Below are 21,876 nucleotides of genomic sequence, written 5' to 3'. Positions count from 1 at the left end.
AGGGTCCTTCCCTGGAGCGGACGTCGGCCTGTCTGGCTCGGCGACCGGTTGTGCTGTCCTGACCAACGCTCGACTGCGTCGGTCCGAGGCGGTGATCCCCTCGAATGGCGGGAGCCCGTCGAGGGAGAGCTGGGAGGTGCGGTGCTTGAAGCACGGTGGTGCTGAGTGGCGCGTGGGCCGGTCGGTGTCGACCTCCCCTGAGGGCATTGCCCCCACGCTGCCTGTGAATCCCGGGCCCCCGTCGCGTGACGGTGGCCCGCGCTCCGCCCGTCCTGGCCTCCGGGTGGTGGAGGCCGCGGGTGGGAGTCAGGTGCCGTCACGGCTTCGGGATGCGGCCGCGTGTCGCGCAGGCAGGCTGCGTACGCGCTGCGGTGGGCTCCCGGAGAATCGTCGCCCCGTACATCGCCGCGGCTCCACGGGCGTGGAGTGCTGGGATCGGGACGCGGCGCACCGAGCCCCGGAGGGCACCTGGTGCAGCAATGAGGTTAACACTACCGACCCCCTCAGACATTCCCCGGCCTCGAGCCTGCCAATCGTGTCCGGAGAGCCCGGCTGGAAGCCGGGCTCCCGGGGGTGTCTTGCGGGACTTTGCCGGGTCCCGCAAGACACCCCCTAGCTGCGGTTTCAGGCGTCCAGCGGGAGCACGGTGGCTCCGGTGCGGTCGACGTCCAACCGGTGTGCGGCGAACGCCGGATCGCCTCCGTGGCCGTGGTGGCCGGCGAAGGAGAGCACCTTCTCGGCGTTCTCCTCGTCCGTCAGCGCGAGCACCGTCGGGCCGGCGCCGGAGATGACGGCCGGGACGCCCTCGGCGCGCAGCGCGCCGACGAGCCCGGCGCTGTCCGGCATCGCGGAGGCGCGGTAGTCCTGGTGCAGCCGGTCCTCGGTGGCGGCGAGGAGCAGCTCGGGGCGCCTGGTCAGGGCCTCGACCAGCAGCGCGGAGCGGCCCGCGTTGACGGCGGCGTCGGCCAGCGGGACGGTCTTGGGGAGCAGGCCGCGGGCGGTCTCGGTGAGCACCTCTGCGGCCGGCACGAACACCACCGGGACGACCCGGTCGGAGGGCTCCAGCGCGACCGCCTTCGCCGTCTCCTCCTCCGTCCACGCGATGGTGAAGTTGCCGCGCAGGCAGGCCGCGACGTTGTCGGGGTGGCCCTCCAGCTCGGAGGCGAGGGCCAGCAGCGCGTCGTCGTCCAGCGCGGACGGGCCGCCGATGGTCACGGCCCGGGCGGCGACGATCCCGGCGCAGATGGCGGCCGAGGAGGAGCCCAGGCCGCGGCCGTGCGGTATCCGGTTGGCGCAGACGACTTCGAGGCCGCGCGGCTGTCCGCCGAGGCGGTCGAAGGCGGCGCGCATCGAGCGGACCAGCAGGTGGCGCTCGTCGCGCGGCAGCGTCCCCGCGCCCTCGCCGGCGATGTCGACGGCGAGGCCGGAGTCGGCGACCCTGACGACCACGTCGTCGTACAGACCCAGTGCGAGCCCGAAGGCGTCGAAGCCCGGACCGAGGTTGGCGCTGGTCGCGGGAACCCTGACCCGGACGGCGGCGGCACGGAACGCGGGACCGGCCATGCGGTGGACTCTCCTGGGGAAATCGTGGCGGCGCGGAGCGCGTCGTCGGTGCGAGGGTGGGGAAGGTGCCGCGGGCCCCGTCGGGGGCGGGCGGTCTCGGTCGTCGGCACGGCCCCTACCAGGCCGAGCCCGGGGCAGGTGCCAAACGGCCGGAGCCAGACTATCGAAGAGAGGTTCCCCAGTGGTACACCCCGTGGGCCTTCGATCTGGTGTGTTGCCGCTTCTGGCCGGAATGCGTCCCGGACGCGCTCCGGAACCGGCGCCGTGATTGACACCAAAGTGTCATCGGCGAACGTCGACGGACCGACCCCCGAAAGGGTCGGCCCGTCGGTGCGTCAGGGCCCTTGCGGCGGGCCCGCGACGGTCAGTCCAGCAGGCCCAGGCGCTGCGCGGCGGCCTCCGGGTCGACCGGGACGACCTGCGGCTGCGGCGCGCCGGCCACCGCCCAGTCCGGGTCCTTGAGGCCGTTGCCGGTCACGGTGCACACGATCCGCTGGCCCGGGTCGACGAGACCGGCCTCCGCCTTGGCGAGCAGACCGGCCACCGAGGCGGCCGAGGCGGGCTCGACGAAGACGCCCTCCTGGGAGGCCAACAGGCGGTAGGCGGACAGGATCTGACGGTCCGTCACCTTGTCGATGAGGCCGCCCGACTCGTCCCGCGCGGCGAGCGCGAAGTCCCAGGAGGCCGGGTTGCCGATCCGGATCGCGGTGGCGATGGTCTGCGGCTTCAGGACCGGGGCGCCGTCCACGATCGGGGCGGAGCCGGAGGCCTGGAAGCCCCACATGCGCGGGGTGCGCGCGGCGAGGCCGTCGGTGGCGTATTCGCGGTAACCCTTCCAGTACGCGGTGATGTTGCCCGCGTTGCCGACCGGGAGGACGTGGATGTCGGGGGCGTCGCCGAGCATGTCGACGATCTCGAAGGCCGCCGTCTTCTGGCCCTCGATGCGCACCGGGTTCACCGAGTTGACCAGCGCCACCGGGTACTTCTCGGACAGCTCGCGGGCGAGCGTCAGGCAGTCGTCGAAGTTCCCGTCCACCTGCAGGATCTTCGCGCCGTGCACCAGCGCCTGGCCCATCTTGCCGAGGGCGATCTTGCCCTGCGGGACGAGCACCGCGCAGACCATCCCGGCGCGCACCGCGTACGCGGCGGCGGAGGCCGAGGTGTTGCCGGTGGAGGCGCAGATGACGGCCTGCGCGCCCTCCTCCTTGGCCTTGGAGATGGCCATCGTCATCCCGCGGTCCTTGAAGGAGCCGGTCGGGTTGGCGCCCTCGACCTTGAGGTAGACCTCGCAGCCCGTGCGCTCGGACAGCACCTGGGCGGGAACGAGCGGCGTGCCGCCCTCCAGCAGGGTGACCACCGGGGTGGTCGCGGAGACCGGCAGGCGGTCCCGGTACTCCTCGATCAGGCCGCGCCACTGGTGGGTGTGCGCGCCTCGGACGACGTTCTCGGCAACGGCGTTCATGGCTGTTCCTTATTCCCCTTCGACCCGCATGATGCTGGCCACGTCCCGCACGCTGTCCAGCGCGCGGAGCTTGTCGACCGTCGCCGACAGCGCGGCGTCGGTGGCGCGGTGGGTGACGACGACGAGCGAGGCGTCGCCGTCGCGGCCCTGCTGGCGCACGGTGTCGATGGAGACGCCGTGCTCGGCGAAGACGGACGCGACCTGGGCGAGCACGCCCGCCCGGTCGTCCACGTCCAGGCTGACGTGGTAGCGGGTGACGACCTCGCCCATCGGCTTGGCGGGCAACCGGGTGTACACCGAGTCACCGGGGCCGGTGGCGCCGGCCAGCTTGTTGCGGCAGACGGCGACGAGGTCGCCGAGCACCGCAGAGGCGGTCGGCGAGCCGCCCGCGCCGGGGCCGTAGAACATCAGCCGGCCGGCGGCCTCGGCCTCGACGAACACCGCGTTGTACGCCTCGCGGACGGAGGCCAGCGGGTGCGAGAGCGGGATCATCGCGGGGTGGACGCGCGCGGTGACGGACCCGCCGTCGGCCGCCCGCTCGCAGATCGCGAGCAGCTTGACGACGCAGCCCATCTCCTTGGCGGAGGCGATGTCGGCGGCGGTCACCTCGGTGATGCCCTCGCGGTAGACGTCCGCGGCGGTCACCTTGGTGTGGAAGCCGATGCCGGCCAGGATCGCGGCCTTGGCGGCGGCGTCGAAGCCCTCGACGTCGGCCGTCGGGTCGGCCTCGGCGTAGCCGAGCGCGGTGGCCTCCTCCAGCGCCTCCGAGTAGCCGGCGCCGCTGGTGTCCATCTTGTCGAGGATGAAGTTGGTGGTGCCGTTGACGATCCCCAGCACCCGGTTGACCTTGTCCCCCGCGAGGGACTCGCGCAGCGGGCGCAGCAGCGGGATCGCCCCGGCCACCGCGGCCTCGTAGTACAGGTCGACGCCCGCCTCGGCGGCGGCCGCGTGCAGCTCGGTGCCGTCCTGGGCGAGCAGCGCCTTGTTGGCGCTGACCACCGAGGCGCCCTGCTTGAAGGCGGACAGGATCAGCGATTTGGACGGCTCGATGCCGCCGACGACCTCGACGACCACGTCGATGTCACCGCGGTTGATCAGGGCCTCGGCGTCCGTGGTGATCAGGTGCTCGGGTACGCCGGGCCGGGCCCGCCCGGCCCGGCGTACCGCGATTCCGGCCAGTTCCACCGGGGCCCCGATGCGAGCGGCGAGGTCGTCGGCCGTCGTCGTCATGATGCGCGCCACCTCGGAGCCCACCACACCACAACCCAGCAACGCCACCTTCAGCGGGCGCGTACGCATCATCCGACTCCGCTCTGCATTCATCGTGCCTCGGCAATATTTCCGGCGGTTTTCAGCAGCCGCCGTGACCTGCGGTCCGTACCAGTCTCGGGGACTTTCCGCACGGATCTACGGTCGTTCCATGATCTGAGACGAGAATTTCGTCATCCGATATCGAGACGCAGGAGATCCTCCTCCGTCTCGCGCCTGACGATCACCCGGGCCGCACCGTCCTTGACGGCCAGGACGGGGGGCTTCAGGGCGTGGTTGTAGTTGCTCGCCATCGAACGGCAGTAGGCGCCGGTGGCGGGCACGGCGACGAGGTCGCCGGGGGCCAGGTCGGCCGGCAGGAAGGCGTCCTTGACGACGATGTCGCCGGACTCGCAGTGCTTGCCGACCACCCGGACCAGCATCGGCTCCGCGGCGCTGGTGCGCGACACCAGGGCCACGGAGTACTCCGCGTCGTACAGCGCCGTGCGGATGTTGTCGGACATGCCGCCGTCCACGCTGACGTAGGTGCGCAGGCCCTCCAGCGGCTTGACCGTGCCGACCTCGTACAGGGTGAACGCCGTCGGGCCGACGATCGCCCGGCCCGGCTCCACGCTCAGCCGGGGGGTGTCCAGGTTCGCGGCGGCGCACTCGCGGCGCACGATCTCGGCCAGCGCGGCCGCGATCTCGGCCGGCTCGCGCGGGTCGTCCTCGCTGGTGTACGCGATGCCGAGGCCGCCGCCGAGGTCGATCTCGGGCAGCTGGACGCCGTGCTCGTCGCGGATCTCGGCCAGCAGGCCGACGACGCGGCGGGCGGCCACCTCGAAGCCCGCCATGTCGAAGATCTGCGAGCCGATGTGGGAGTGGATGCCGAGCAGTTCGAGGCTCTCGTGGCCGAGCGTCCGGCGCACGGCCTCGGCCGCGGCGCCGCCGGTCAGCGAGAGGCCGAACTTCTGGTCCTCGTGCGCCGTGGCGATGAACTCGTGGGTGTGGGCCTCGACGCCGACGGTGACGCGGATCAGCGCCCGCTGGCGCACGCCCTGCTGGGCGGCGACCGCGGCCAGGCGCTCGATCTCCTGGTAGGAGTCGAGCACGATGTGGCCGACGCCGGACTTCACGGCGTGCTCCAGCTCGTCCACGGACTTGTTGTTGCCGTGCAGCGCGATGCGCTCCGGCGGCATCCCGGCGGCCAGGGCCACCGCCAGCTCGCCGGTGCTGCACACGTCGACGTTCAGGCCCTCCTCGTGCAGCCAGCGCACGACCGCCTTGGAGAGGAAGGCCTTGCCGGCGTAGTAGACGTCCGCGTCGGCGCCGAAGGCGTCGCGCCAGGCGCGGGCCCGGGAGCGGAAGTCCTCCTCGTCCATGACGTAGGCCGGCGTGCCGAACTCGGCCGCCAGGCGCTTCACGTCGATGCCGCCGACGGTGGCCACGCCCTCGGCGTCGCGGACGACCGTGCGCGACCAGACCTTCGGGTCCAGGGCGTTGAGGTCGGCCGGCGGGGCCTGGTAGTGGCCCTCGGGCAGGACGTCGCCGTGGCGGGGGCCTGCGGGGTGTGCGGAGCGACTCATCTTCTCGATTCCTTCGAGACTCATGGCGAGGGGCGGCCGCCGGTCCCCGTTGACCGGTCAGCCGCCCCCGCTGCGCGCTTGGGGGGTGCTGCTTACATCCGCTCGGGCGCCGTTACGCCCAGGAGCGTCAGACCGTTGGCCATCACCGTTCGCGTGGCCTCGACCAGCCAGAGCCGGGCCCGGTGCGTGTCGCCCAGTTCCTCGTCGCCCTTGGGCAGGAACATGCAGTTCTCGTACAGGCGGTGGTACTTGCCCGCGAGGTCCTCCAGGTACCGCGCGACCCGGTGCGGCTCGCGGAGCTCGCCGGCCGTCGCCAGGATGCGCGGGAACTCGCCGAGGGCGCCCAGGATGTCGGACTCCCACTCGGTGGCGAGCAGTTCGGGTTTGAAATCCTCGGCCGATCCCTTGTCCACGCCCAGCTCGGCGGCCTTGCGGGCCACGCCGCACATGCGGGTGTGCGCGTACTGGACGTAGTAGACCGGGTTCTCGTTGCTCTGGCTCGTGAGGACGTTGATGTCCAGCGTGATCGTCGAGTCCGTGGAGGAGCGCGCGAGGGTGTAGCGGGCGGCGTCCACACCGATCCAGTCGACCACGTCGTCGATGGTGATGATGTTGCCGGCCCGCTTCGACATGCGGACCTCTTCGCCGTCGCGGATCATCTTCACGAACTGGCCGATGCGGACCTCGATGTTGCGGTCCATGTCGTCGCCCGCGCAGGCCACGATCGCCTTGAGGCGGTTGACGTAGCCGTGGTGGTCGGCGCCCAGCATGTAGACCGCGACCTCGGCGCCTCGGTCCCGCTTGGAGAGGTAGTACGCGGCGTCGGCGGCGAAGTAGGTCTTGTCGCCGTCCGCCTTGACGAGGACGCGGTCCTTGTCGTCGCCGAAGTCGGTGGTGCGCAGGAAGACCGCGCCGTCCTGCTCGAAGACGTGGCCCTGCTCGCGCAGCCGGTCGATGGACTTCTCGACGGCGCCCGAGTCGTGCAGCGTCTTCTCGGAGAACCAGACGTCGAAGTGGGTGCCGAACTCCTCCATCGAGCGCTTGATCTCGGCGACCATGAGCGCCAGGCCCTCGGTGCGGAAAACCTCGAGCTGCTCGTCCTCGGGCAGGTCGAGCACGCCGGGGACGGCGTCGGTGATCGCCTTGGCGATGTCGACGATGTACTCGCCGACGTAGCCGTCCTCGGGCGCCTTGCGGCCGTTCGCGGCGGCCTGGAGGGAGGCGGCGAACTTGGAGATCTGCACGCCGGCGTCGTTGAGGTAGTACTCGGTGGTGACGTCGGCGCCGGAGGCGCGCAGGACGCGGGCCAGGGAGTCGCCGACGGCCGCCCAGCGGACGCCGCCGATGTGGATCGGGCCGGTCGGGTTGGCGGAGACGAACTCCAGGTTGATCTTCAGGCCCTTGAGGGCCTCGTTGCGGCCGTAGGCCTCGCCCGCCTCGACGACAGCGCGGGCGAGCGCGCCGGCGGTGGCGGTGTCCAGGGTGATGTTCATGAAGCCCGGACCGGCGATGTCGACCTTGGCGACGCCGGTGATCCCTCGCAGGCGGTCGGCCAGCACCTCGGCAACGGCTCGCGGGGGCTTGCCGGCCGCCTTGGCGAGCTGGAGGGCCACGTTCGTCGCGTAGTCGCCGTGGTCCCGGTTCTTGGGCCGCTCGACCGTCACGTGCTCGGGCACGGCGACGGCCAGTTCGCCCGCCTCGACGGCGGAGCTCACTGCGGCCTGGATTGCCTGGGAAAGGTCTGCGGGGGTCACGACGCCAAGCGTAGGCGAGACGGGGGGACCGCCCGCCACCCGGTTTGCCCGCTGAGACCGGCGCCACGCCGCAGGAGCGGGGGTGTCAGCCGCGATCGGTGCGCTCCGTTCGCTCAGGGCGAAACTGTTCGTGCTGCCCCGTGAGCCGCATGAGCCTGCGGACGAGGGCGACGAGGTCCGCCGGGTCGAAGGGCTTGCCGAGGTAGCCGTCGACGCCGACCGTCTCCCCCAGGTCGAGGTCCGCCGGGGTGCAGGCGCTGACGATCGCGATCGGCACGGCACTGGTGTCCGGGGTCGCGCGGAGCCGGGCCGCCGTCCGCAGGCCGTCCAGCCGGGGCATCACCACGTCGAGGGTCACCACGTCCGGCTTCACCCGGCGGATGACCTCCAGGCACTCGGCGCCGTCGGCTGCGGTCACGACCTCGAAGCCTTCGAGCTCCAGGTTGACCCTGATCAGCTGGCGGATCACCTCGCTGTCGTCCACCACGAGGACCCGCCCGGACACGACCGACACCTCACCGAGGGTATCGGCGGGCCCCCGGGCGCGTCCGGCCTTTGGGCACTTCCGCCGCCCCGCCCCCGCTCCCCGCGCCGGGAAACCCGTGCACGGACCACGGCCCGGGCCTGGTAGTGTTCTCCACGTCGGAAGCGCGAGCCTCCGGCAGGCCAACAGGCCCCCGTAGCTCAGGGGATAGAGCACCGCCCTCCGGAGGCGGGTGCGTAGGTTCGAATCCTACCGGGGGCACTTCGCAGGAAGTGCGGTCGAGGCTCAGGTCGGTGGAGTTGCTCCACGGTCTGGGCCTTCTTGGCGTTTCCGGGCTCTTTTTGACGTTCCCGGGCCTTTTCGGCGCTTCCGGCCCCGGCCGCCTAGGAGGCGCCCTCGACCTCGGAGTAGAGGGCCGCGATGGTGTGGTCGAAGTAGGCGCTGTACGAGGTGTCGTCGGTGTCGCCGCCCTGCTGGTAGCCGCCGATCGCGCCGATCACGTCTCCGGTGGCGGTGTTGATCCAGGGGCCGCCGCTGGTGCCGGCGGGGTAGGCCGGACACTGGACGGAGCGCTGGTAAGTGCCCTGCTGGTCGGTCGCGTTGGTGCAGAGGCTGGGCGTCTCGGAGCCGGCCGGGTAGCCGTAGAGGCGGACGGTGGCACCGAAAGGCTCGTCGGTGCCGAGCTTGTTGCCGCCGACGACGTCCTCGACCTTGCGGCCGTTGTTGGGGGCCGTCTCCAGGATCGCGAAGTCCTCGTCCACGTCGGCCTTCTGGGACCAGCCGGTGGTGGTGTGGACGGCGGTGACCTGCCAGGTGCCGTACGGGGCGGCGCCGTCGCGGTAGCCGGGGGCGAAGGTGACGCCGTCCGTGCCGCTCACGCAGTGGGCGGCGGTGAGCAGCAGGTTCCCGGTGGCGCTGTGCAGCACGCTGGCCGTGCAGAAGTGGTTGCCGGCCGCGACCGATCCGGTGAACAGGGCGCCCACGGTGGCGGATTCGGGGGCGTCGCCGGGGGCGGGGGCGGTGGTGCCGAGGCTGACGCTGCGCGGCGCCGGAGCCGCGGGCGCGGCGGTGGCGGGGGCGGGAGCGGGAGCGGCGGCGGTGGTCGGCGTGGCCGTGGCGCTGGGGGTCGCCACCGTGACGGGCGCAGCGGGGGCGGCGCTCTGGGTGGGCAGCGCGGCGGGCCGGGTGTTGCGGGCCTTCGCGGCGGCCGTCGCGTCCGTGAGGTTCAGTCCGTGGGTTCCGGCGACGACCCCGGCCACCACGACCGCCGAGAGGGCGGTGAACAGGGCCGGGGCGAGCAGACGACGGTGCGGCTTCCGGCGGCGGTGCTGACCCATGCCTGACTCCCCTGCCGTTGACGGATGGTGGTGTACCGATCAACGACTATGCCGTCTCAGCCTGGAAAGGTCGTTACCGGGGGCTTGGAGGTCGATGAGAAAAATGTCACCGACCTCCCGGTAAGCCTCTTCGCCCGTCGGCGAGTTCGCAGGTCAGAGCGCTATCCGCCGGTTCTCCTCCGGTCGGTGGGGGCGACGACGGCCGCCGCCTCCTCCTCGTTCAGCCGTGCGGCGACCTCCACGGGCTGCGCGGTCGCGGTCGTCGCGGCGGTCCGTACGGCCGGTGCGCTCGCGCCGCCGGGGACGGTGGTCGCCTCGCCGGGCGCCGGCCGGTGGTCGATCATCACGAACGCGACCAGCGCGGCCAGCAGCAGCACGCCCATCGCCACCCAGGTCGCGGTGACGTAGCCGTGCACCGCGCCCTGCGCCTTCACCAGCGGGCTCGCGCCGATCCGGGTCGACAGGTACGTCGCGGTGGCGCTGGCGGCGACGGTGTTCAGCAGCGCCGTGCCGACCGAACCGCCCACCTGCTGGGCCGAGTTGATGGTGGCCGAGGCGGCGCCGGCCTCGTTCGGGGCGACGCCGAGGGTGGCCAGGCTCATCGAGGGCATGAACACCATGCCCATGCCGAAGCCGAGCAGCAGCTCCGCGGGGAGCACCATCCCGGCCCACGGGCTGTCCACCTTCATCTGGGTCAGCCAGGCCATGCCTCCGGCGGCCAGCAGCAGTCCGGGGCCGATCAGGTTCCGGGACGGCACCCTGGTCATCAGCCGGGCCGCGAAGCCCGTCGAGCTGATCACGATGGCGGCCGTCATCGGCAGGAAGGACAGGCCGGAGACGACCGGCGAGAAGTGCTTGATGGCCTGGAGGTAGTACGTCAGGAACAGGAACAGGCCGAACATGCCGACCATGGCCAGGCCCACGGAGAGCGCGCCGCCGCCGCGGTTGCGGTCGGCCACGATGTGGATCGGCAGCAGCGGGTGCCGCGAGCGCTTCTCGACCAGGACGAACACCGCCAGCAGCGCGACGCCGCCGATCAGCGAGCCCAGCACCAGGGCGTCCACCCAGCCCCGGGTGACGGCCTCGGAGGTGCCGTAGACGATCGCCAGCAGGCCGGCGCTGCCGAGCAGCGCCCCCGGCAGGTCGAGTTTGATCCGGCGGCCCTTCTCGACGTGGTCGCGGTTGAGCACGGAGAAGGCGGCGAAGGCGGTCGCGACGGCGATCGGGGTGTTGACGAACAGGCACCAGCGCCAGTTCAGGTACTCGGTCAGCAGGCCGCCGGCGATGAAGCCGATGGCGGCGCCGCCGCCCGCGATGGCGCCGAAGATGCCGAAGGCCGTACTGCGTTCCTTCGGGTTGGTGAAGGTGGTGGAGAGCAGCCCCAGCGCGGAGGGGGCGAGCAGGGCGCCGAAGCCGCCCTGGAGGGCGCGGGCGCCGAAGAGCATGGCGGGGCTGGCCGCCGCGCCGCCGATGGCGGAGGCGAGGGCGAAGCCGAGCAGGCCGATGGTGAAGACGCGCTTGCGGCCGAAGAGGTCGCCCAGGCGTCCGCCGAGGAGCAGCAGGCCGCCGAAGGCGAGGGTGTAGGCCGTGATCACCCATTGCCGGTTGGCGTCGGAGATGCCGAGGTCCCGCTGGGCGGACGGCAGGGCGATGTTCACGATGGTGATGTCGAGGACGATCATGAGCTGGGCGATGGCGATGACCGCCAGTGCCCACCAGCGGCGGCTGTCCGCCTGCTCATGACCGGTGGCTGGTTGTGAAGACACTGGTCGAGCCTTCCGGAGTGGTTCGGAGAGGTCACGCAGTCGTCTTCCAGTCGAACTCCGCAGCGGGCCGATCGCAAGGAAAAACCTGGCCAAATCGCTCAGGATGGGACAAAAGGACCAGGCCCCTTGGGACTCCGGTCGGAGCCTCGGGGGCCTGGTCGGCGGTGCCTCGGTGAACGGGGTCAGAGCGCGGACAGCTCCGCGACCAGGTCGTCCAGGCCGAGCGAGCCCTGCGAGAGCGCCGCCATGTGCCAGGCCTTGAGGTCGAACTCCTCGCCGCGCGCCTCGTGCGCGGCCCTCGCCGCCGCCCGGCCGGTCAGCCAGGCGCGCTCGCCCAGCTTGTAGCCGATCGCCTGGCCCGGCAGGCCGAGGTAGCGGACCAGCTCGCTGTCCAGGAACTCGGCCGACAGGCCGCAGTAGAGGCCGAAGAACTCCCGGGCGTGCTCGGGGGTGACGGGCTCGCCCGGGCGGTACGGGGAGTCGGCGGGGAAGGACAGGCCGACGTGCATGCCGATGTCGACGATGACCCGCAGCGCGCGCATCATCTGGGCGTTGAGGTAGCCGAGGCGGTGGCCCGGGTCGGTGAGGTAGCCCAGCTCGTCCATCAGGCGCTCGGCGTACAGCGCCCAGCCCTCCATGTTGGCGCTGACGCCGCCGAGGCTCGACTGGTACGTCGAGAGCCGGTCGGAGACGTACACCCACTGCGCGAGCTGGAGGTGGTGGCCGGGGACGCCCTCGTGGTACCAGGTCGAGACGAGGTCCCAGACGGGGAAGCGGTCCCCGCCGAGCACCGGCAGCCAGGTGCGGCCGGGGCGGCTGAAGTCCAGCGACGGCGGGGTGTAGTACGGCGCGGCGGCGCTGCCGGCCGGGGCCAGGCGGGACTCGACGCGGGTGATGGGCTCGGCCAGGTCGAAGTGGGTGCCCTGGAGGTCCCGGACGGCCTGGTCCATCAGGCCCTGGAGGTACTCGCGGGCGGCCTCGGAGCCCTCGACGGCCGGGCCGTCCGTCTCCAGCCACTTCATGGCGGCCATCGGGCCCTGGCCGGGCAGGACCTTCTCGGCCTCGGTCTCCATCTGGGCGCGCAGGTCGTGGAACTCGCCCCAGGCCCAGGCGTAGGCCTCGTCGAGGTCCAGGTCGGAGCCCGTCCAGAAGCGGACGAAGCGGCCGTATCGCTCGCGGCCCACCGGGTCCGGGGTGCCGGCGACGGCCGGGCCGTACACCTCGCTCAGCCAGTCGCGCAGCCCGGCCAGCGCCTCGGCGGCGCCCACGGCGTGGGCGGCCAGCTCACCGCGCAGCGACTCGGGGGCCTCCTGGACGAAGGCGCCGAACCATCCGCCGGGGACGTCGCCCGAGAGCCACTCGCCGAACTGGCCGATGACGGTGGACACCTGGCGCGGGCCGGAGAGCAGGCCGCGCTCCACGCCCTCGGCGAGGGTCTGGCGGTACTGCTCCAGCGCCAGCGGGACGCGGGCCAGGCGGCGGCCGACGACCCCCCACTCGGCGTCGGTGCCGGTGGCCATCAGGGTGAAGGACTCCCGCAGGTCGTGCACCGGTGAGCCCAGGTTGCGCAGCGAGCGGTAGCTCTCCCCCGCGTCGTGGACGGCGAGTTCGGCGAGGAGGCGCTCGCGCAGCAGCCGGGCGCAGCGGCGCTCCGCGTCCGCGTCCTCGCCCTCGGCGGTGGCGCGCTCGGCCTCGTCCAGGCGGGCCAGGGTGCGGCGGGCCAGGTCGGCGAGGGCCTCGGCGCCGGCCGGGGAGAGGTCGGGCAGCGCGTCGCTCTCGGGGTTGAGGCCGAGGTAGACCGCGATCAGCGGGTTGAGCTCGGCCAGTTCGCGAACGTACTCGTCGGCGAGGCGGCGCGGGGTGGTGCCGTCGGTGGTGATCAGTTCTTCAGCCATCCGGACATCATCGCGTGGCACCGGGCGATTGCAAGACCTCGGCGATCACGATCGGTGAGCGTTCCCGCAGGCCCGCCGCGCACGGACGTCCGTTCGGAAACAACCCTGTGGAGACAGGACCGGATCGGCCCGTTGCCCATTACGCTGACCGGCATGGAAGCCCGCCCCACCACGGCAGACGGCCCGATCCCCGCCCCGACCACCCCGCCCGCCCCGACCGCGTCCGAGCCGCGACCGCGACGCTCCGGCTACCGGCGGCTGCCGGTGCAGCAGCGGCGCGAACAGCTGATCGCCGTCGCCCTGGAGCTGTTCGCCTCCAGGGCGCCCGAGGAGGTGAGCCTCGACGACGTGGCAGAGGCGGCCGGCGCCTCCCGCCCGCTGGTCTACCGCTACTTCGCGGGCGGCAAGCAGCAGTTGTACGAGGCGGCGCTGCGCTCCGCGGCGGACGAGCTGACCAGCCGCTTCGCGGTGCCGGTGGCCGGCACGCCCTCCCAGCAGCTGGCGGCGGTGCTGGACGGCTACTTCGCGTTCGTCGCCGAGCACGACGCGGGCTACTCGGCGCTGCTGCGCGGCGGTTCGGTGGTGGAGACGGCCCGCACCACGGCGATCGTCGACGACGTCCGGCGCGCGGCGCTACGGCGCACGCTGCGGCACCTGGGCGTGCGGGAGGCCGGTCCGCGCCTCACGCTGCTGGTGCGCTCCTGGATCGCGGTGGTCGAGGGGGCCTCGCTGACCTGGCTGGACGAGGGGCGCGCGCTGCCGGTGGCGGAGCTGCGCGACTGGCTGGTGGACCAGTTCACGGCGATGGCGGCGGCGACGGCGCTGCACGACCCGCAGACGGCGGACGTGCTGACGCTGCTGCTCACCCTGGAGGGCCCGGACGCGCCGCGCGCGGCGAGGCTGCGCGAGGTGCTGTCCGTACGGTGACGCTGCCCCGCTCCCGGCTCCCGGCTCCCGGCTCCCGACCCCCGTGCCAAGGGTCGGGGCCGCTCAGGGCGTCACGCCTTGCCGAGCACCTGGCGCTGGCGGCCGAGGCCGTCGACCTCGATCTCGACGACGTCCCCCGGGGCGAGGAACGGCGTGCCCGGGCGGCCCAGGGTCACGCCGGCCGGGGTGCCGGTGATGATCACGTCGCCCGGGTCCAGCACCGTGAACCGGCTGACGTAGCGGACGAGTTCGAGCACCGGGAAGATCATCTCCGAGGTGCTGCCGTGCTGGCGCTGCTCGCCGTTGACCCACAGCCGCAGGGTCAGCGCCTGCGGGTCGGGCACCTCGTCGGCGGTGACCAGCCAGGGGCCGAGCGGGGTGAAGGTCTCCGCCGACTTGCCCTTGTCCCACTGGCCGCCGCGCTCGAACTGGAAGGCCCGCTCGGTGACGTCGTTGGCGATCGTGTACCCGGCGATCACCCCGGCCGCCTCGGCGTGCGACTCCAGGTACCGGCCGGTGCGGCCGATCACGATCGCCAACTCGGCCTCGTAGTCCGTCTTCTCGCCGCCGCGCGGCACCAGCACCTCGTCGTACGGGCCGACCACGGTGTTGGACGGCTTGAGGAAGACCACCGGCTCGGACGGGATCGCCGCCCCCGCCTCCGCCGCGTGGTCGCGGTAGTTGAGCCCGATGCCGACCACCTTGCCCGGGCGGGCCACCGGAGCGCCCACCCGCAGGCCGTCCAGGTCGACCACCGGCAGGGCGCCGGAGGCCGCCTCCCGGGCCAGGGCGGCGGTGTCGAGCCCGGAGAGGAACTCCCCGTCGAGGTCGCGGGTCCGCCCCGAGAGGTCGTACGCGGTGCCGTCCTGGCCCAGCAGGACCGGGCGCTCGGCACCCCTCGGTCCGACGCGCAGGAGCTTCATCGATCCGTCACCAGCCTTTCGTCGCAGCTCACCGGGGCGGCGAGGGCACCGCTCCGGAGTCCGGTGACGAGGTATATCAACGGCCCGGGCGCCGGGCCAGGGCGTCCCGATGGGCGAAATCCTCCCAACCCGGCGGGGCGCGGCCCGGGTCGGATCGGGCGCCCGCACGATTGACCGCGCCCGCCCCGCGCCCGCCCCGCGCCCGTACCCGCTCCCGCCCCCGGCTCCCGCGGGGCTGCGCCGTGGGCGAACGGGCGGGCGCGGCCGGGCCCGAGGGCCCAGGATTCCGAGCCATGGAGATCATCCGGGTACGCGACGAGTTGCACATGATCATGCTGGAGTTCGGCGCCGCCTACCTGTGGCGCGACCCCCACGGCCTCACCCTGGTCGACACCGGCATCGCCGGATCGGCCCAGGACGTCGAACGGGCCGTGCGCGAGATCGGGCTCGACCCGGCCGCGCTGCGGCGCATCGTCCTCACCCACCACCACGAGGACCACACCGGATCGGCCGCCGAACTCGCCCGCCGCTGGTGCGCCGAGGTGGTCGCGCACCGCCTGGACGCCCCGGTGATCCGCCGCGAGCAGCCGCCCGTCCCGCCCGTGCTGAGCCCGTTCGAGCAGGAGCTGTGGGACGGGCTGCCGCCGATACCGCCCGCCGAGCCCTGCCCCGTGCACCGGGAGGTCGGCGAGGGCGACGTGCTGGACATCGGCGGCGGCGCGGTGGTGCTGCACGTGCCCGGGCACACCGAGGGGAGCATCGCGCTGCACCTGCCGGGCCCGGGCGTGCTGTTCACCGGGGACATCGCGAGCAACGTCGGCGGGACCACCCGGCCGGGGGTGTTCCACACCGATCCGGCGCTGGCCCTGGAGTCCTTCCACCGGCTGGCGGCGCTGCCGGTGGAGACGGCCGTGTTCGGGCACGGAGACCCGATCGCCGAGGGCGCCTCAGCGGCCCTGCGCGCCGCCTCCGAGCAGGCCCGCCAGGTCCGTCCCTAGCGCCTCTCCCCCGCCCTCGCGCTCCGCCACCGCCTGCCAGTGCCGCAGGTCGCGCTCGACGTCGGCGCGGGCGGCGGGCTCGGCGGCGAGGCCGGGCAGCAGCTCGCGCAGCAGCGCCACCGCCGCGCCCGGGCGGCCGTCGCGGGCCAGCCACAGGGCCAGGTCGTGGCAGGTGCGCAGGGTGCGCGGGTCGGCGGGGCCGCAGATCCGGGCGAGGTCGGGCAGCAGCGCGGTGAGCATCTCGACGGCCTTGCCGTGGGCGCCCTCCTCGCCGTGGCGCCAGGCCTGGTCGGCGCGGCGGCGCAGCTGCTCGGGGCTGGGGTCGTCCGGGCTCAGCATCCCGGGCCGGATCCCGCGCAGCCGGGCGCGGACCTCGGCGGCGGTGGCGGGCCGGTCGTCCGGGTCCTTGGCGAGCAGTTCGGCGACGAGGTCGGCGAGGGCCGGGTCGAGGCTGCGCAGCCGGGGCGGGATCTCGGTGGCGTGCTTGGTCATGTACCCCATCGGGGTGTCGGCGCGGAGCGGGCGGCGGCCGGCGCACACCTCGTACAGCATGACGCCGAGCGCGTAGAGGTCGGCGCGGCCGTCGACGACGCCGTCGCCCCAGCACTCGGGGGCCAGGTAGGGCACGGTGCCGACGACGACACCGGCGGAGGTGAGGCCGGCGCCGGACTGGCTGAGCAGCCGGGCGATGCCGAAGTCCACCACCTTGGCGCGCTGGTCCGCGCCGATCATGACGTTCTCGGGCTTGATGTCGCGGTGGACGACGCCCTTGCGGTGCGCCGCGTCCAGCGCCTTGCAGACGTGGCCCATCCACTTGAGCGCGAGCGCGTGCTCGGGCCGCTCCTCCTTGAGGACGGCGGACAGCGCCCGGCCCTGGACGAGTTCCATCACCAGGTAGTGGATCTCGCCCTCGCCGTCGAGGATCCGGCCGTAGTCGTGCACGGTGACGATGTGCCGGTCGTTCAGCCCGCCGGCCGCCTTGGCCTCGCGGACGAACCGCTGCACGGAATCCTGGTCGGTGGCGTGCTCGGCGCGCAGCAGCTTCACCGCGACCTCGCGGTCGAGCACGGTGTCGACCGCCTTCCAGACGACGCCGAAGCCGCCCTTGCCCAGCTGTTCCGCCAGCCGGTACCGGCCGTCGAGCAGGTCCCCCTGCCGCATGTACGCCCCCAACCCGCCCGTCCCCGCCCGGCGTTCGCCGGAGTCGGGCCACCATAGCGGCGGTCGGGGACGAACGGGTGAACGGGTCTCGCGATCTTACGGGTTCACCTTGGGAAGGCCGGGCGGGTTGATCTCGGAGGTGGGCACGGCCTCGTTGTCCAGGCCCCAGCGCTTGAGCACCTGGCCGTAGGCGCCGTTCTTGATCACCTCGTTGAGTGCCTGGTTGAGGGCCTGGTTGAGCCCGTTGTCCTTCTTGGTGGTGGTCGCGATCTTGCCCTGGACGTCGGCGCCGCCGCCGGAGTACGTCCCGACGATCTCGCTCTCGCCGGTCTGCGCGACGTGGAAGGCGAGGTTGGGGTTGGGGCCGACGTAGGCGTCGATGCGGCCGGAGGAGAGCGCGAGGTAGAACTCGGTGCCCTGGAAGTACTTGATGTCGATCGGCTTGCGGCCGGCCTTGGTGTTCTCCTCGCTCCAGGCGATCAGCAGCTTCTCCTGGTTGGTGCCGGAGCTGACGCCGACGGACTTTCCGGCCAGGTCGGCGGCGCCGGTGACCTTGAGGCCGCTGCCCTTCTTGGCCTCGAAGCCGAGGATGTCCAGCCGGTAGGTGGAGAAGTCGTACTTCTCCTTGCGGGCCTCGGTGACGGTGATGTTGGAGATGCCGACGTCGTACTTGCCGCTGTCCAGGCCGACGAAGATGTTCTCCCAGGACACCGGGGTGAACTCGACCTTGAGGCCGAGCACGTTGCCGATCAGCGTGGCGAGGTCGGGCTCCACGCCGATGATCGTCTTGTCGTCGTTGGCGTAGAAGTCCAGCGGCGGCGTCGTGCCGAGGGAGTCGACGACCGTCAGCGTGCCTCTCTTCCTGATCTCCTCCGGAACCAGCGCAGCGATCGCGTCCACTTTGGGCGTGGTCACCCGGTTCTGGTTCGGCGAGAGGTTCACCGTGACGCCGTTGGGCGCGACGGAGCCCTTGGCGGGGGCGAGGTCCGCCGAGGCGCCCGTGGCCCCGCTGCCGCAGGCGGCCAGGGTGAGGGCGGCGACGGATGCGGCGGCGGCGGTCACGAGGGCGCGACGGGGTACGGACACGGCGGAACTCCTGCTCGGTGAAAGGGGGTTGATCGGGTCGTACGGGAAGAAGGGGAGTCAGAGGACCTTGGCCAGGAAGGCCCGGGTGCGCTCCTGCTGCGGGCGGTCCAGCACCTCGGCGGGCGGGCCCTGCTCGACGACCGCGCCGCCGTCCATGAACACCACGGTGTCGGCCACCTCGCGGGCGAAGCCGATCTCGTGGGTGACGACGATCATCGTGGTGCCGCTGCGCGCGAGGTCCTTGATCACGTCGAGGACCTCGCCGACCAGCTCCGGGTCGAGCGCGGAGGTCGGCTCGTCGAACAGCAGCACCTTGGGCTCCAGGGCCAGCGCCCGGGCGATCGCCACCCGCTGCTGCTGGCCGCCGGAGAGCTGCCGGGGGTAGGCGGAGGCCTTGTCGGCCAGCCCGACCCGCTCCAGCAGGGCCAGCGCCGCGCCCCTGGCCTCGGCCCTGGGCCGGCGCAGCGCGGCGACGGGCGCCTCGACGATGTTCTCCAGCACCGTGAGGTGCGGGAACAGGTTGAAGTTCTGGAACACGAAGCCGATGCCGGTGCGCTGGCGCAGCACCTCGCGCTCCTTGAGCTCGTGCAGCCGGTCGCCGACGCGGCGGTAGCCGATCAGCTCGCCGTCGATGGCGACGTAGCCCCGGTCGAGCTTCTCCAGGTGGTTGATGGCGCGCAGCAGGGTCGACTTGCCGGAGCCGGACGGGCCCAGCACCACCGTCACCGAGCCGGCCGGGACGTCGAGGTCGACGCCGCGCAGCACCTCCAGGTCGCCGTAGCTCTTGTGCAGCCCGCGCACCCGCACCATCGGGGGCGCCGCGGCCTCGGCCTTGGTCAGCGTGGTCACGGTCGTCCTCCATCGGTGCGGGCCGTACGGGCGGTGCGGGCGGTGTCGGGCAGGCTCCGGGCGAAGGCGCGCAGGCGCTGCCAGGGGGTGGGCGGCGGGGTGCGCTCGGAGCCCCGGGCGAAGTACCGCTCGACGTAGTACTGGCCGACGGACAGCACGGTGGTCAGCACCACGTACCAGACGGTGGCGACCATCAGCAGCGGCACCACCCGGCCCGTGCGGCCGTACACCACCTGCGCCTGGTAGAAGAGTTCGCCGATCGCCATCACGTAGACCACCGAGGTGCCCTTGAGCAGCGAGATCACCTCGTTGGCGGCGGCCGGCAGGATGCCGCGCATGGCCTGCGGCAGCACGATCCGCCAGGCCTGGCGCCCGCGCGGGATGCCGAGGGCGGCGGCCGCCTCGCGCTGGCCGGGGTCCACGCCGAGGACGCCGCCGCGGATGATCTCGGCGGCGAACGCGGCCTGGTGCAGGCCGAGCCCGAGCACGGCGGCGCCCAGGGCGCTGAGCACGTCCACGGTCCTGAAGTCGCCGAAGGTCGGGCCGAAGGGGATGCCGAAGCCGAAGCTCTTGTACAGGTAGGAGAGGTTGAACCAGAACACCAGCTGCACGATCAGCGGGATCGAGCGGAACACCCAGACGTACGCCCAGGCGATGGTCTGCAGGATCACGCTGCGGGACAGCCGCAGGGCGGCCACCCCGGCGCCGAGGACGAAGCCCAACAGGGTTCCGTAAGCAGTGAGTTCGAGGGTGCGGCCGACGGAGGTGACGATCACGTCGGCGGTGAAGTAGGAGCGGAAGGTCGGCCAGTCCCAGCCGGGGTTGGTGGCCAGGCCGTGGCCGAACTGGAGCAGCAGCACGATCGCGAGGGCCCCGGCGGCCCAGCGCCAGGGGTGGCGGGCGGGGACGGTCCTGAGTCCCTCCAGCTCCTCCAGTTCCTCCGGCGAGTCGAGCCTGTGGACGGCCGGGGCGCTGCGGCTCCGGCCGCGGGCGGGTCTGGGGCGGGCGGCGGAGGCGGCGGTGTCGGTGGTGACGGTCATCGGGGCTCCTTCGGGGCTCCTTCAACGGCCTGGCGGATCACGGGTGTTCGGGCGGGCTGATCTGCGACTCCTTGATGGCGGAGTCCGTGACGCCCCACTTCTTGAGGATCCGGTCGTACGTCCCGTCCTTGATCAGCTGGTTGACCGCCGCCTGGAAGGCCGGGGTGAGCTTGGAGCCCTTCGCGAAGGCGAAGCCGACGTCCAGCCGGTGGAACTCGCTGAGGAACCGGACCCCGGCGGCCTCGCTCGCGGCCTGGTAGCGCAGGCCGTTGATGGTGGACATCTGGACGTCCACCCTGCCCTGCTGGACGGCGGTGAGCAGCGCGCCGTTCTCGCTGAACGCCCGGACGTCGTACGGCTTCTTGCCCGCGTCCGCGCAGACGCCCTTCTTGCTGTTGAGGGTGCTCTCGAAGGTGGTGCCGGCGCCGGTGCCGATGGTCAGGCCGCACAGCTGCACCAGGTCGGTGACCGGTTGGAGCGCGGTGTCGCCCTTCTTGACCGCGAAGCCCTGGCCGTCGTCGATGTAGGTGACGAAGTCGATGGTCTTGAGCCGGGCCGTGGTGACCCCGAAGTTGCCGGTGCCGACGTCGTACTTGCCGCTGCCCAGAGCCGGGAGGATGGTCTCGAAGGCGGCCTCCTCGCGCTGCACCGTCAGGCCGAGGACCTTGGCGACGGCGTCCGAGAAGTCGATGTCGATGCCGGCGGCCTTCTTGGTGGCCGGGTCCGGGTAGTAGGCCCCGGGCGGGGCGCCGAAGGCGGAGCCGAACTTCACCGTGCCGGCCTTGCGGACCTCCTCGGGCAGCAGGCCGGCGGCGGCCTCCGACTTCGCGACCCCGGAGACGACGTCCTCGGTGGCGGTGACGGCGGGCGCGCTCGCCCCGGTGGCGCCCACGATCTTCGGGTCCGAGCCGCAGCCGGTGAGGCCCAGGACGGGCAGCGCGGCGAAGGCGAGGACGGGCAGGCGGCGGGCGGTGGTGCGCTTCACGGACGGCCTTTCGGGGCGGGAACCGCCGGGGCCAGCTGCTTCTCGAAGGGCAGCGGGCCGATGGTCAGCGGATCGGCGGTGACGTCGAACAGCGGGGTGTAGCCGGTGGCCAGATAGAGGCCGCGGGCCTCGGGCTGGAGGGGCCCGGTGGTGAGGTAGATCCGGTCGTAGCCGGCGGCGAGGGCGGTGCGCTCCAGCTCGGCCAGCACCCGGCGGGCGAGGCCCCGGCGGCGGTGCGCCGAGTGCGTCCACATGCGCTTCACCTCGGCGGTGCGGTCGTCGTAGCGCTTGTACGCGCCTCCGGCGACGGGCTCGCCGTCCTCCAGCAGGAGCAGCAGCACCCCGCCGTGGGCCTCGGTGAACAGCTCCGCCGGGTAGCGGGTCATCTCCTCGCCGCCCTGGGGCCCGTAGCGGCTCACGTACTCCTCGGCGAGCTCGCGCAGCAGCGGCTCGACCAGCGGGTCCTCCACGGCGGCCCGGCGGAACTCCGGGGCGCGCGGCTCCTCCTGCGGGCCCTCGCCGGGGGCGGCGGCGCGGCCGAGGACTTCGACGGGCATGACGGGACCTTTCGGGGCGGGGTGGAGCCGCCGGCCGCGGGTGGGCAGGCCGGAGGGGGCCGCGGCGGGGCGGCCGGTGGCGCCGGGCAGGCGGGAGCGTGCTCGCGGGTGGGCGGGGACGTGACGAGGACCGGTACGGGACGGGGCGGACTGCCGGAGCGCAGCGCGAAGTCTCGGACGGGGGAGAAGAACTGACGATGCGTCAGTCGAAAGAGGCGGCGGCCGGACGACACCGGCCCGCGACGGGGAAGACCG

At 72.8% G+C, this 21,876-nt stretch carries 18 protein-coding genes and 1 tRNA gene; 3 read left to right on the top strand and 16 right to left on the bottom strand.

Going from position 1 to position 21,876, the window contains the following annotated elements:
* Positions 1–624: 624 nt before the first annotated feature.
* The 6 genes from thrB to ACIRRS_RS31145 form a co-directional block, all read right to left on the bottom strand.
* Positions 625–1,563 carry a homoserine kinase gene (gene thrB / locus ACIRRS_RS31170; protein WP_402977811.1) on the bottom strand — a complete coding sequence of 313 codons (939 nt, stop codon included), beginning with the start codon at positions 1,561–1,563 and terminating at the stop codon, positions 625–627.
* Positions 1,564–1,927: 364 nt separating this feature from the next.
* Positions 1,928–3,025, bottom strand: coding sequence for a threonine synthase (thrC, locus tag ACIRRS_RS31165; RefSeq protein ID WP_402977808.1), 1,098 nt, complete (start codon positions 3,023–3,025; stop codon positions 1,928–1,930).
* A 9-nt stretch (positions 3,026–3,034) separates the two neighbouring features.
* Positions 3,035–4,327, bottom strand: coding sequence for a homoserine dehydrogenase (locus ACIRRS_RS31160; protein ID WP_402977805.1), 1,293 nt, complete (start codon positions 4,325–4,327; stop codon positions 3,035–3,037).
* Between the two features lie 140 nt (positions 4,328–4,467).
* Positions 4,468–5,859 carry a diaminopimelate decarboxylase gene (gene lysA, locus ACIRRS_RS31155; protein WP_402977803.1) on the bottom strand — a complete coding sequence of 464 codons (1,392 nt, stop codon included), beginning with the start codon at positions 5,857–5,859 and terminating at the stop codon, positions 4,468–4,470.
* A gap of 92 nt (positions 5,860–5,951) precedes the next feature.
* Complete coding sequence (argS, locus tag ACIRRS_RS31150) at positions 5,952–7,613, bottom strand: arginine--tRNA ligase (RefSeq protein WP_402977800.1); 1,662 nt, start codon at positions 7,611–7,613, stop codon at positions 5,952–5,954.
* An 85-nt stretch (positions 7,614–7,698) separates the two neighbouring features.
* Entirely contained in the window at positions 7,699–8,118 is a 420-nt protein-coding gene (locus ACIRRS_RS31145) for a PleD family two-component system response regulator (RefSeq protein WP_402977944.1), read from the bottom strand.
* Positions 8,119–8,286: 168 nt separating this feature from the next.
* Here ACIRRS_RS31145 and ACIRRS_RS31140 point away from each other — a divergent pair.
* Positions 8,287–8,358 (top strand) — tRNA-Arg (locus ACIRRS_RS31140).
* Between the two features lie 122 nt (positions 8,359–8,480).
* Here the strand turns inward: ACIRRS_RS31140 and ACIRRS_RS31135 are convergent.
* The 3 genes from ACIRRS_RS31135 to ACIRRS_RS31125 all read right to left on the bottom strand — a co-directional run bounded on the left by ACIRRS_RS31135 (position 8,481) and on the right by ACIRRS_RS31125 (position 13,095).
* On the bottom strand, positions 8,481–9,434 hold the full coding sequence (locus ACIRRS_RS31135; protein ID WP_402977798.1) for a trypsin-like serine peptidase: 954 nt from the start codon (positions 9,432–9,434) through the stop codon (positions 8,481–8,483).
* Positions 9,435–9,595: 161 nt separating this feature from the next.
* On the bottom strand, positions 9,596–11,200 hold the full coding sequence (locus ACIRRS_RS31130; protein ID WP_402977795.1) for an MFS transporter: 1,605 nt from the start codon (positions 11,198–11,200) through the stop codon (positions 9,596–9,598).
* Between the two features lie 182 nt (positions 11,201–11,382).
* Positions 11,383–13,095 carry a DUF885 domain-containing protein gene (locus ACIRRS_RS31125; RefSeq protein ID WP_402977792.1) on the bottom strand — a complete coding sequence of 571 codons (1,713 nt, stop codon included), beginning with the start codon at positions 13,093–13,095 and terminating at the stop codon, positions 11,383–11,385.
* A gap of 153 nt (positions 13,096–13,248) precedes the next feature.
* On the opposite strand from ACIRRS_RS31125, the gene ACIRRS_RS31120 reads away from it, so the two are divergent.
* On the top strand, positions 13,249–14,022 hold the full coding sequence (locus tag ACIRRS_RS31120; protein ID WP_402977789.1) for a TetR/AcrR family transcriptional regulator: 774 nt from the start codon (positions 13,249–13,251) through the stop codon (positions 14,020–14,022).
* A gap of 71 nt (positions 14,023–14,093) precedes the next feature.
* On the opposite strand, the gene ACIRRS_RS31115 is transcribed toward ACIRRS_RS31120, so the two are convergent.
* The gene (locus ACIRRS_RS31115) at positions 14,094–14,945 is read right to left on the bottom strand and encodes a fumarylacetoacetate hydrolase family protein (RefSeq protein WP_402977787.1); all 852 of its coding nucleotides are present in this window, start codon (positions 14,943–14,945) and stop codon (positions 14,094–14,096) included.
* Between the two features lie 293 nt (positions 14,946–15,238).
* Here ACIRRS_RS31115 and ACIRRS_RS31110 point away from each other — a divergent pair, with 293 nt between their 5' ends.
* The gene (locus tag ACIRRS_RS31110; RefSeq protein WP_402977784.1) at positions 15,239–15,943 is read left to right on the top strand and encodes an MBL fold metallo-hydrolase; all 705 of its coding nucleotides are present in this window, start codon (positions 15,239–15,241) and stop codon (positions 15,941–15,943) included.
* Here the strand turns inward: ACIRRS_RS31110 and ACIRRS_RS31105 are convergent.
* From ACIRRS_RS31105 to ACIRRS_RS31080, 6 genes are all read right to left on the bottom strand, one after another.
* Positions 15,893–17,104 (bottom strand): serine/threonine-protein kinase, encoded by a 1,212-nt coding sequence (locus ACIRRS_RS31105; protein ID WP_402977782.1) that lies wholly within the window; start codon positions 17,102–17,104, stop codon positions 15,893–15,895. The genes ACIRRS_RS31110 and ACIRRS_RS31105 overlap by 51 nt on opposite strands.
* Positions 17,105–17,200: 96 nt before the next feature.
* Positions 17,201–18,190, bottom strand: a complete 990-nt coding sequence (locus ACIRRS_RS31100) for an ABC transporter substrate-binding protein (RefSeq protein WP_402977779.1) — start codon at positions 18,188–18,190, stop codon at positions 17,201–17,203.
* A 57-nt stretch (positions 18,191–18,247) separates the two neighbouring features.
* Positions 18,248–19,000, bottom strand: a complete 753-nt coding sequence (locus ACIRRS_RS31095) for an amino acid ABC transporter ATP-binding protein (RefSeq protein ID WP_402977941.1) — start codon at positions 18,998–19,000, stop codon at positions 18,248–18,250.
* A 35-nt stretch (positions 19,001–19,035) separates the two neighbouring features.
* Entirely contained in the window at positions 19,036–20,079 is a 1,044-nt protein-coding gene (locus ACIRRS_RS31090) for an amino acid ABC transporter permease (RefSeq protein WP_402977776.1), read from the bottom strand.
* A gap of 37 nt (positions 20,080–20,116) precedes the next feature.
* The gene (locus ACIRRS_RS31085; protein ID WP_402977773.1) at positions 20,117–21,064 is read right to left on the bottom strand and encodes an ABC transporter substrate-binding protein; all 948 of its coding nucleotides are present in this window, start codon (positions 21,062–21,064) and stop codon (positions 20,117–20,119) included.
* Positions 21,061–21,621: a GNAT family N-acetyltransferase gene (locus ACIRRS_RS31080; RefSeq protein WP_402977770.1), complete on the bottom strand. Its 561-nt coding sequence runs from the start codon at positions 21,619–21,621 to the stop codon at positions 21,061–21,063. The genes ACIRRS_RS31085 and ACIRRS_RS31080 overlap by 4 nt, the downstream gene beginning before the upstream one ends.
* Positions 21,622–21,876: the final 255 nt, after the last annotated feature.

This window comes from Kitasatospora sp. NPDC101183, assembly GCF_044767945.1.
GTDB lineage: Bacteria > Actinomycetota > Actinomycetes > Streptomycetales > Streptomycetaceae > Kitasatospora.
This window is presented reverse-complemented; position numbering and strand designations above follow the sequence as displayed.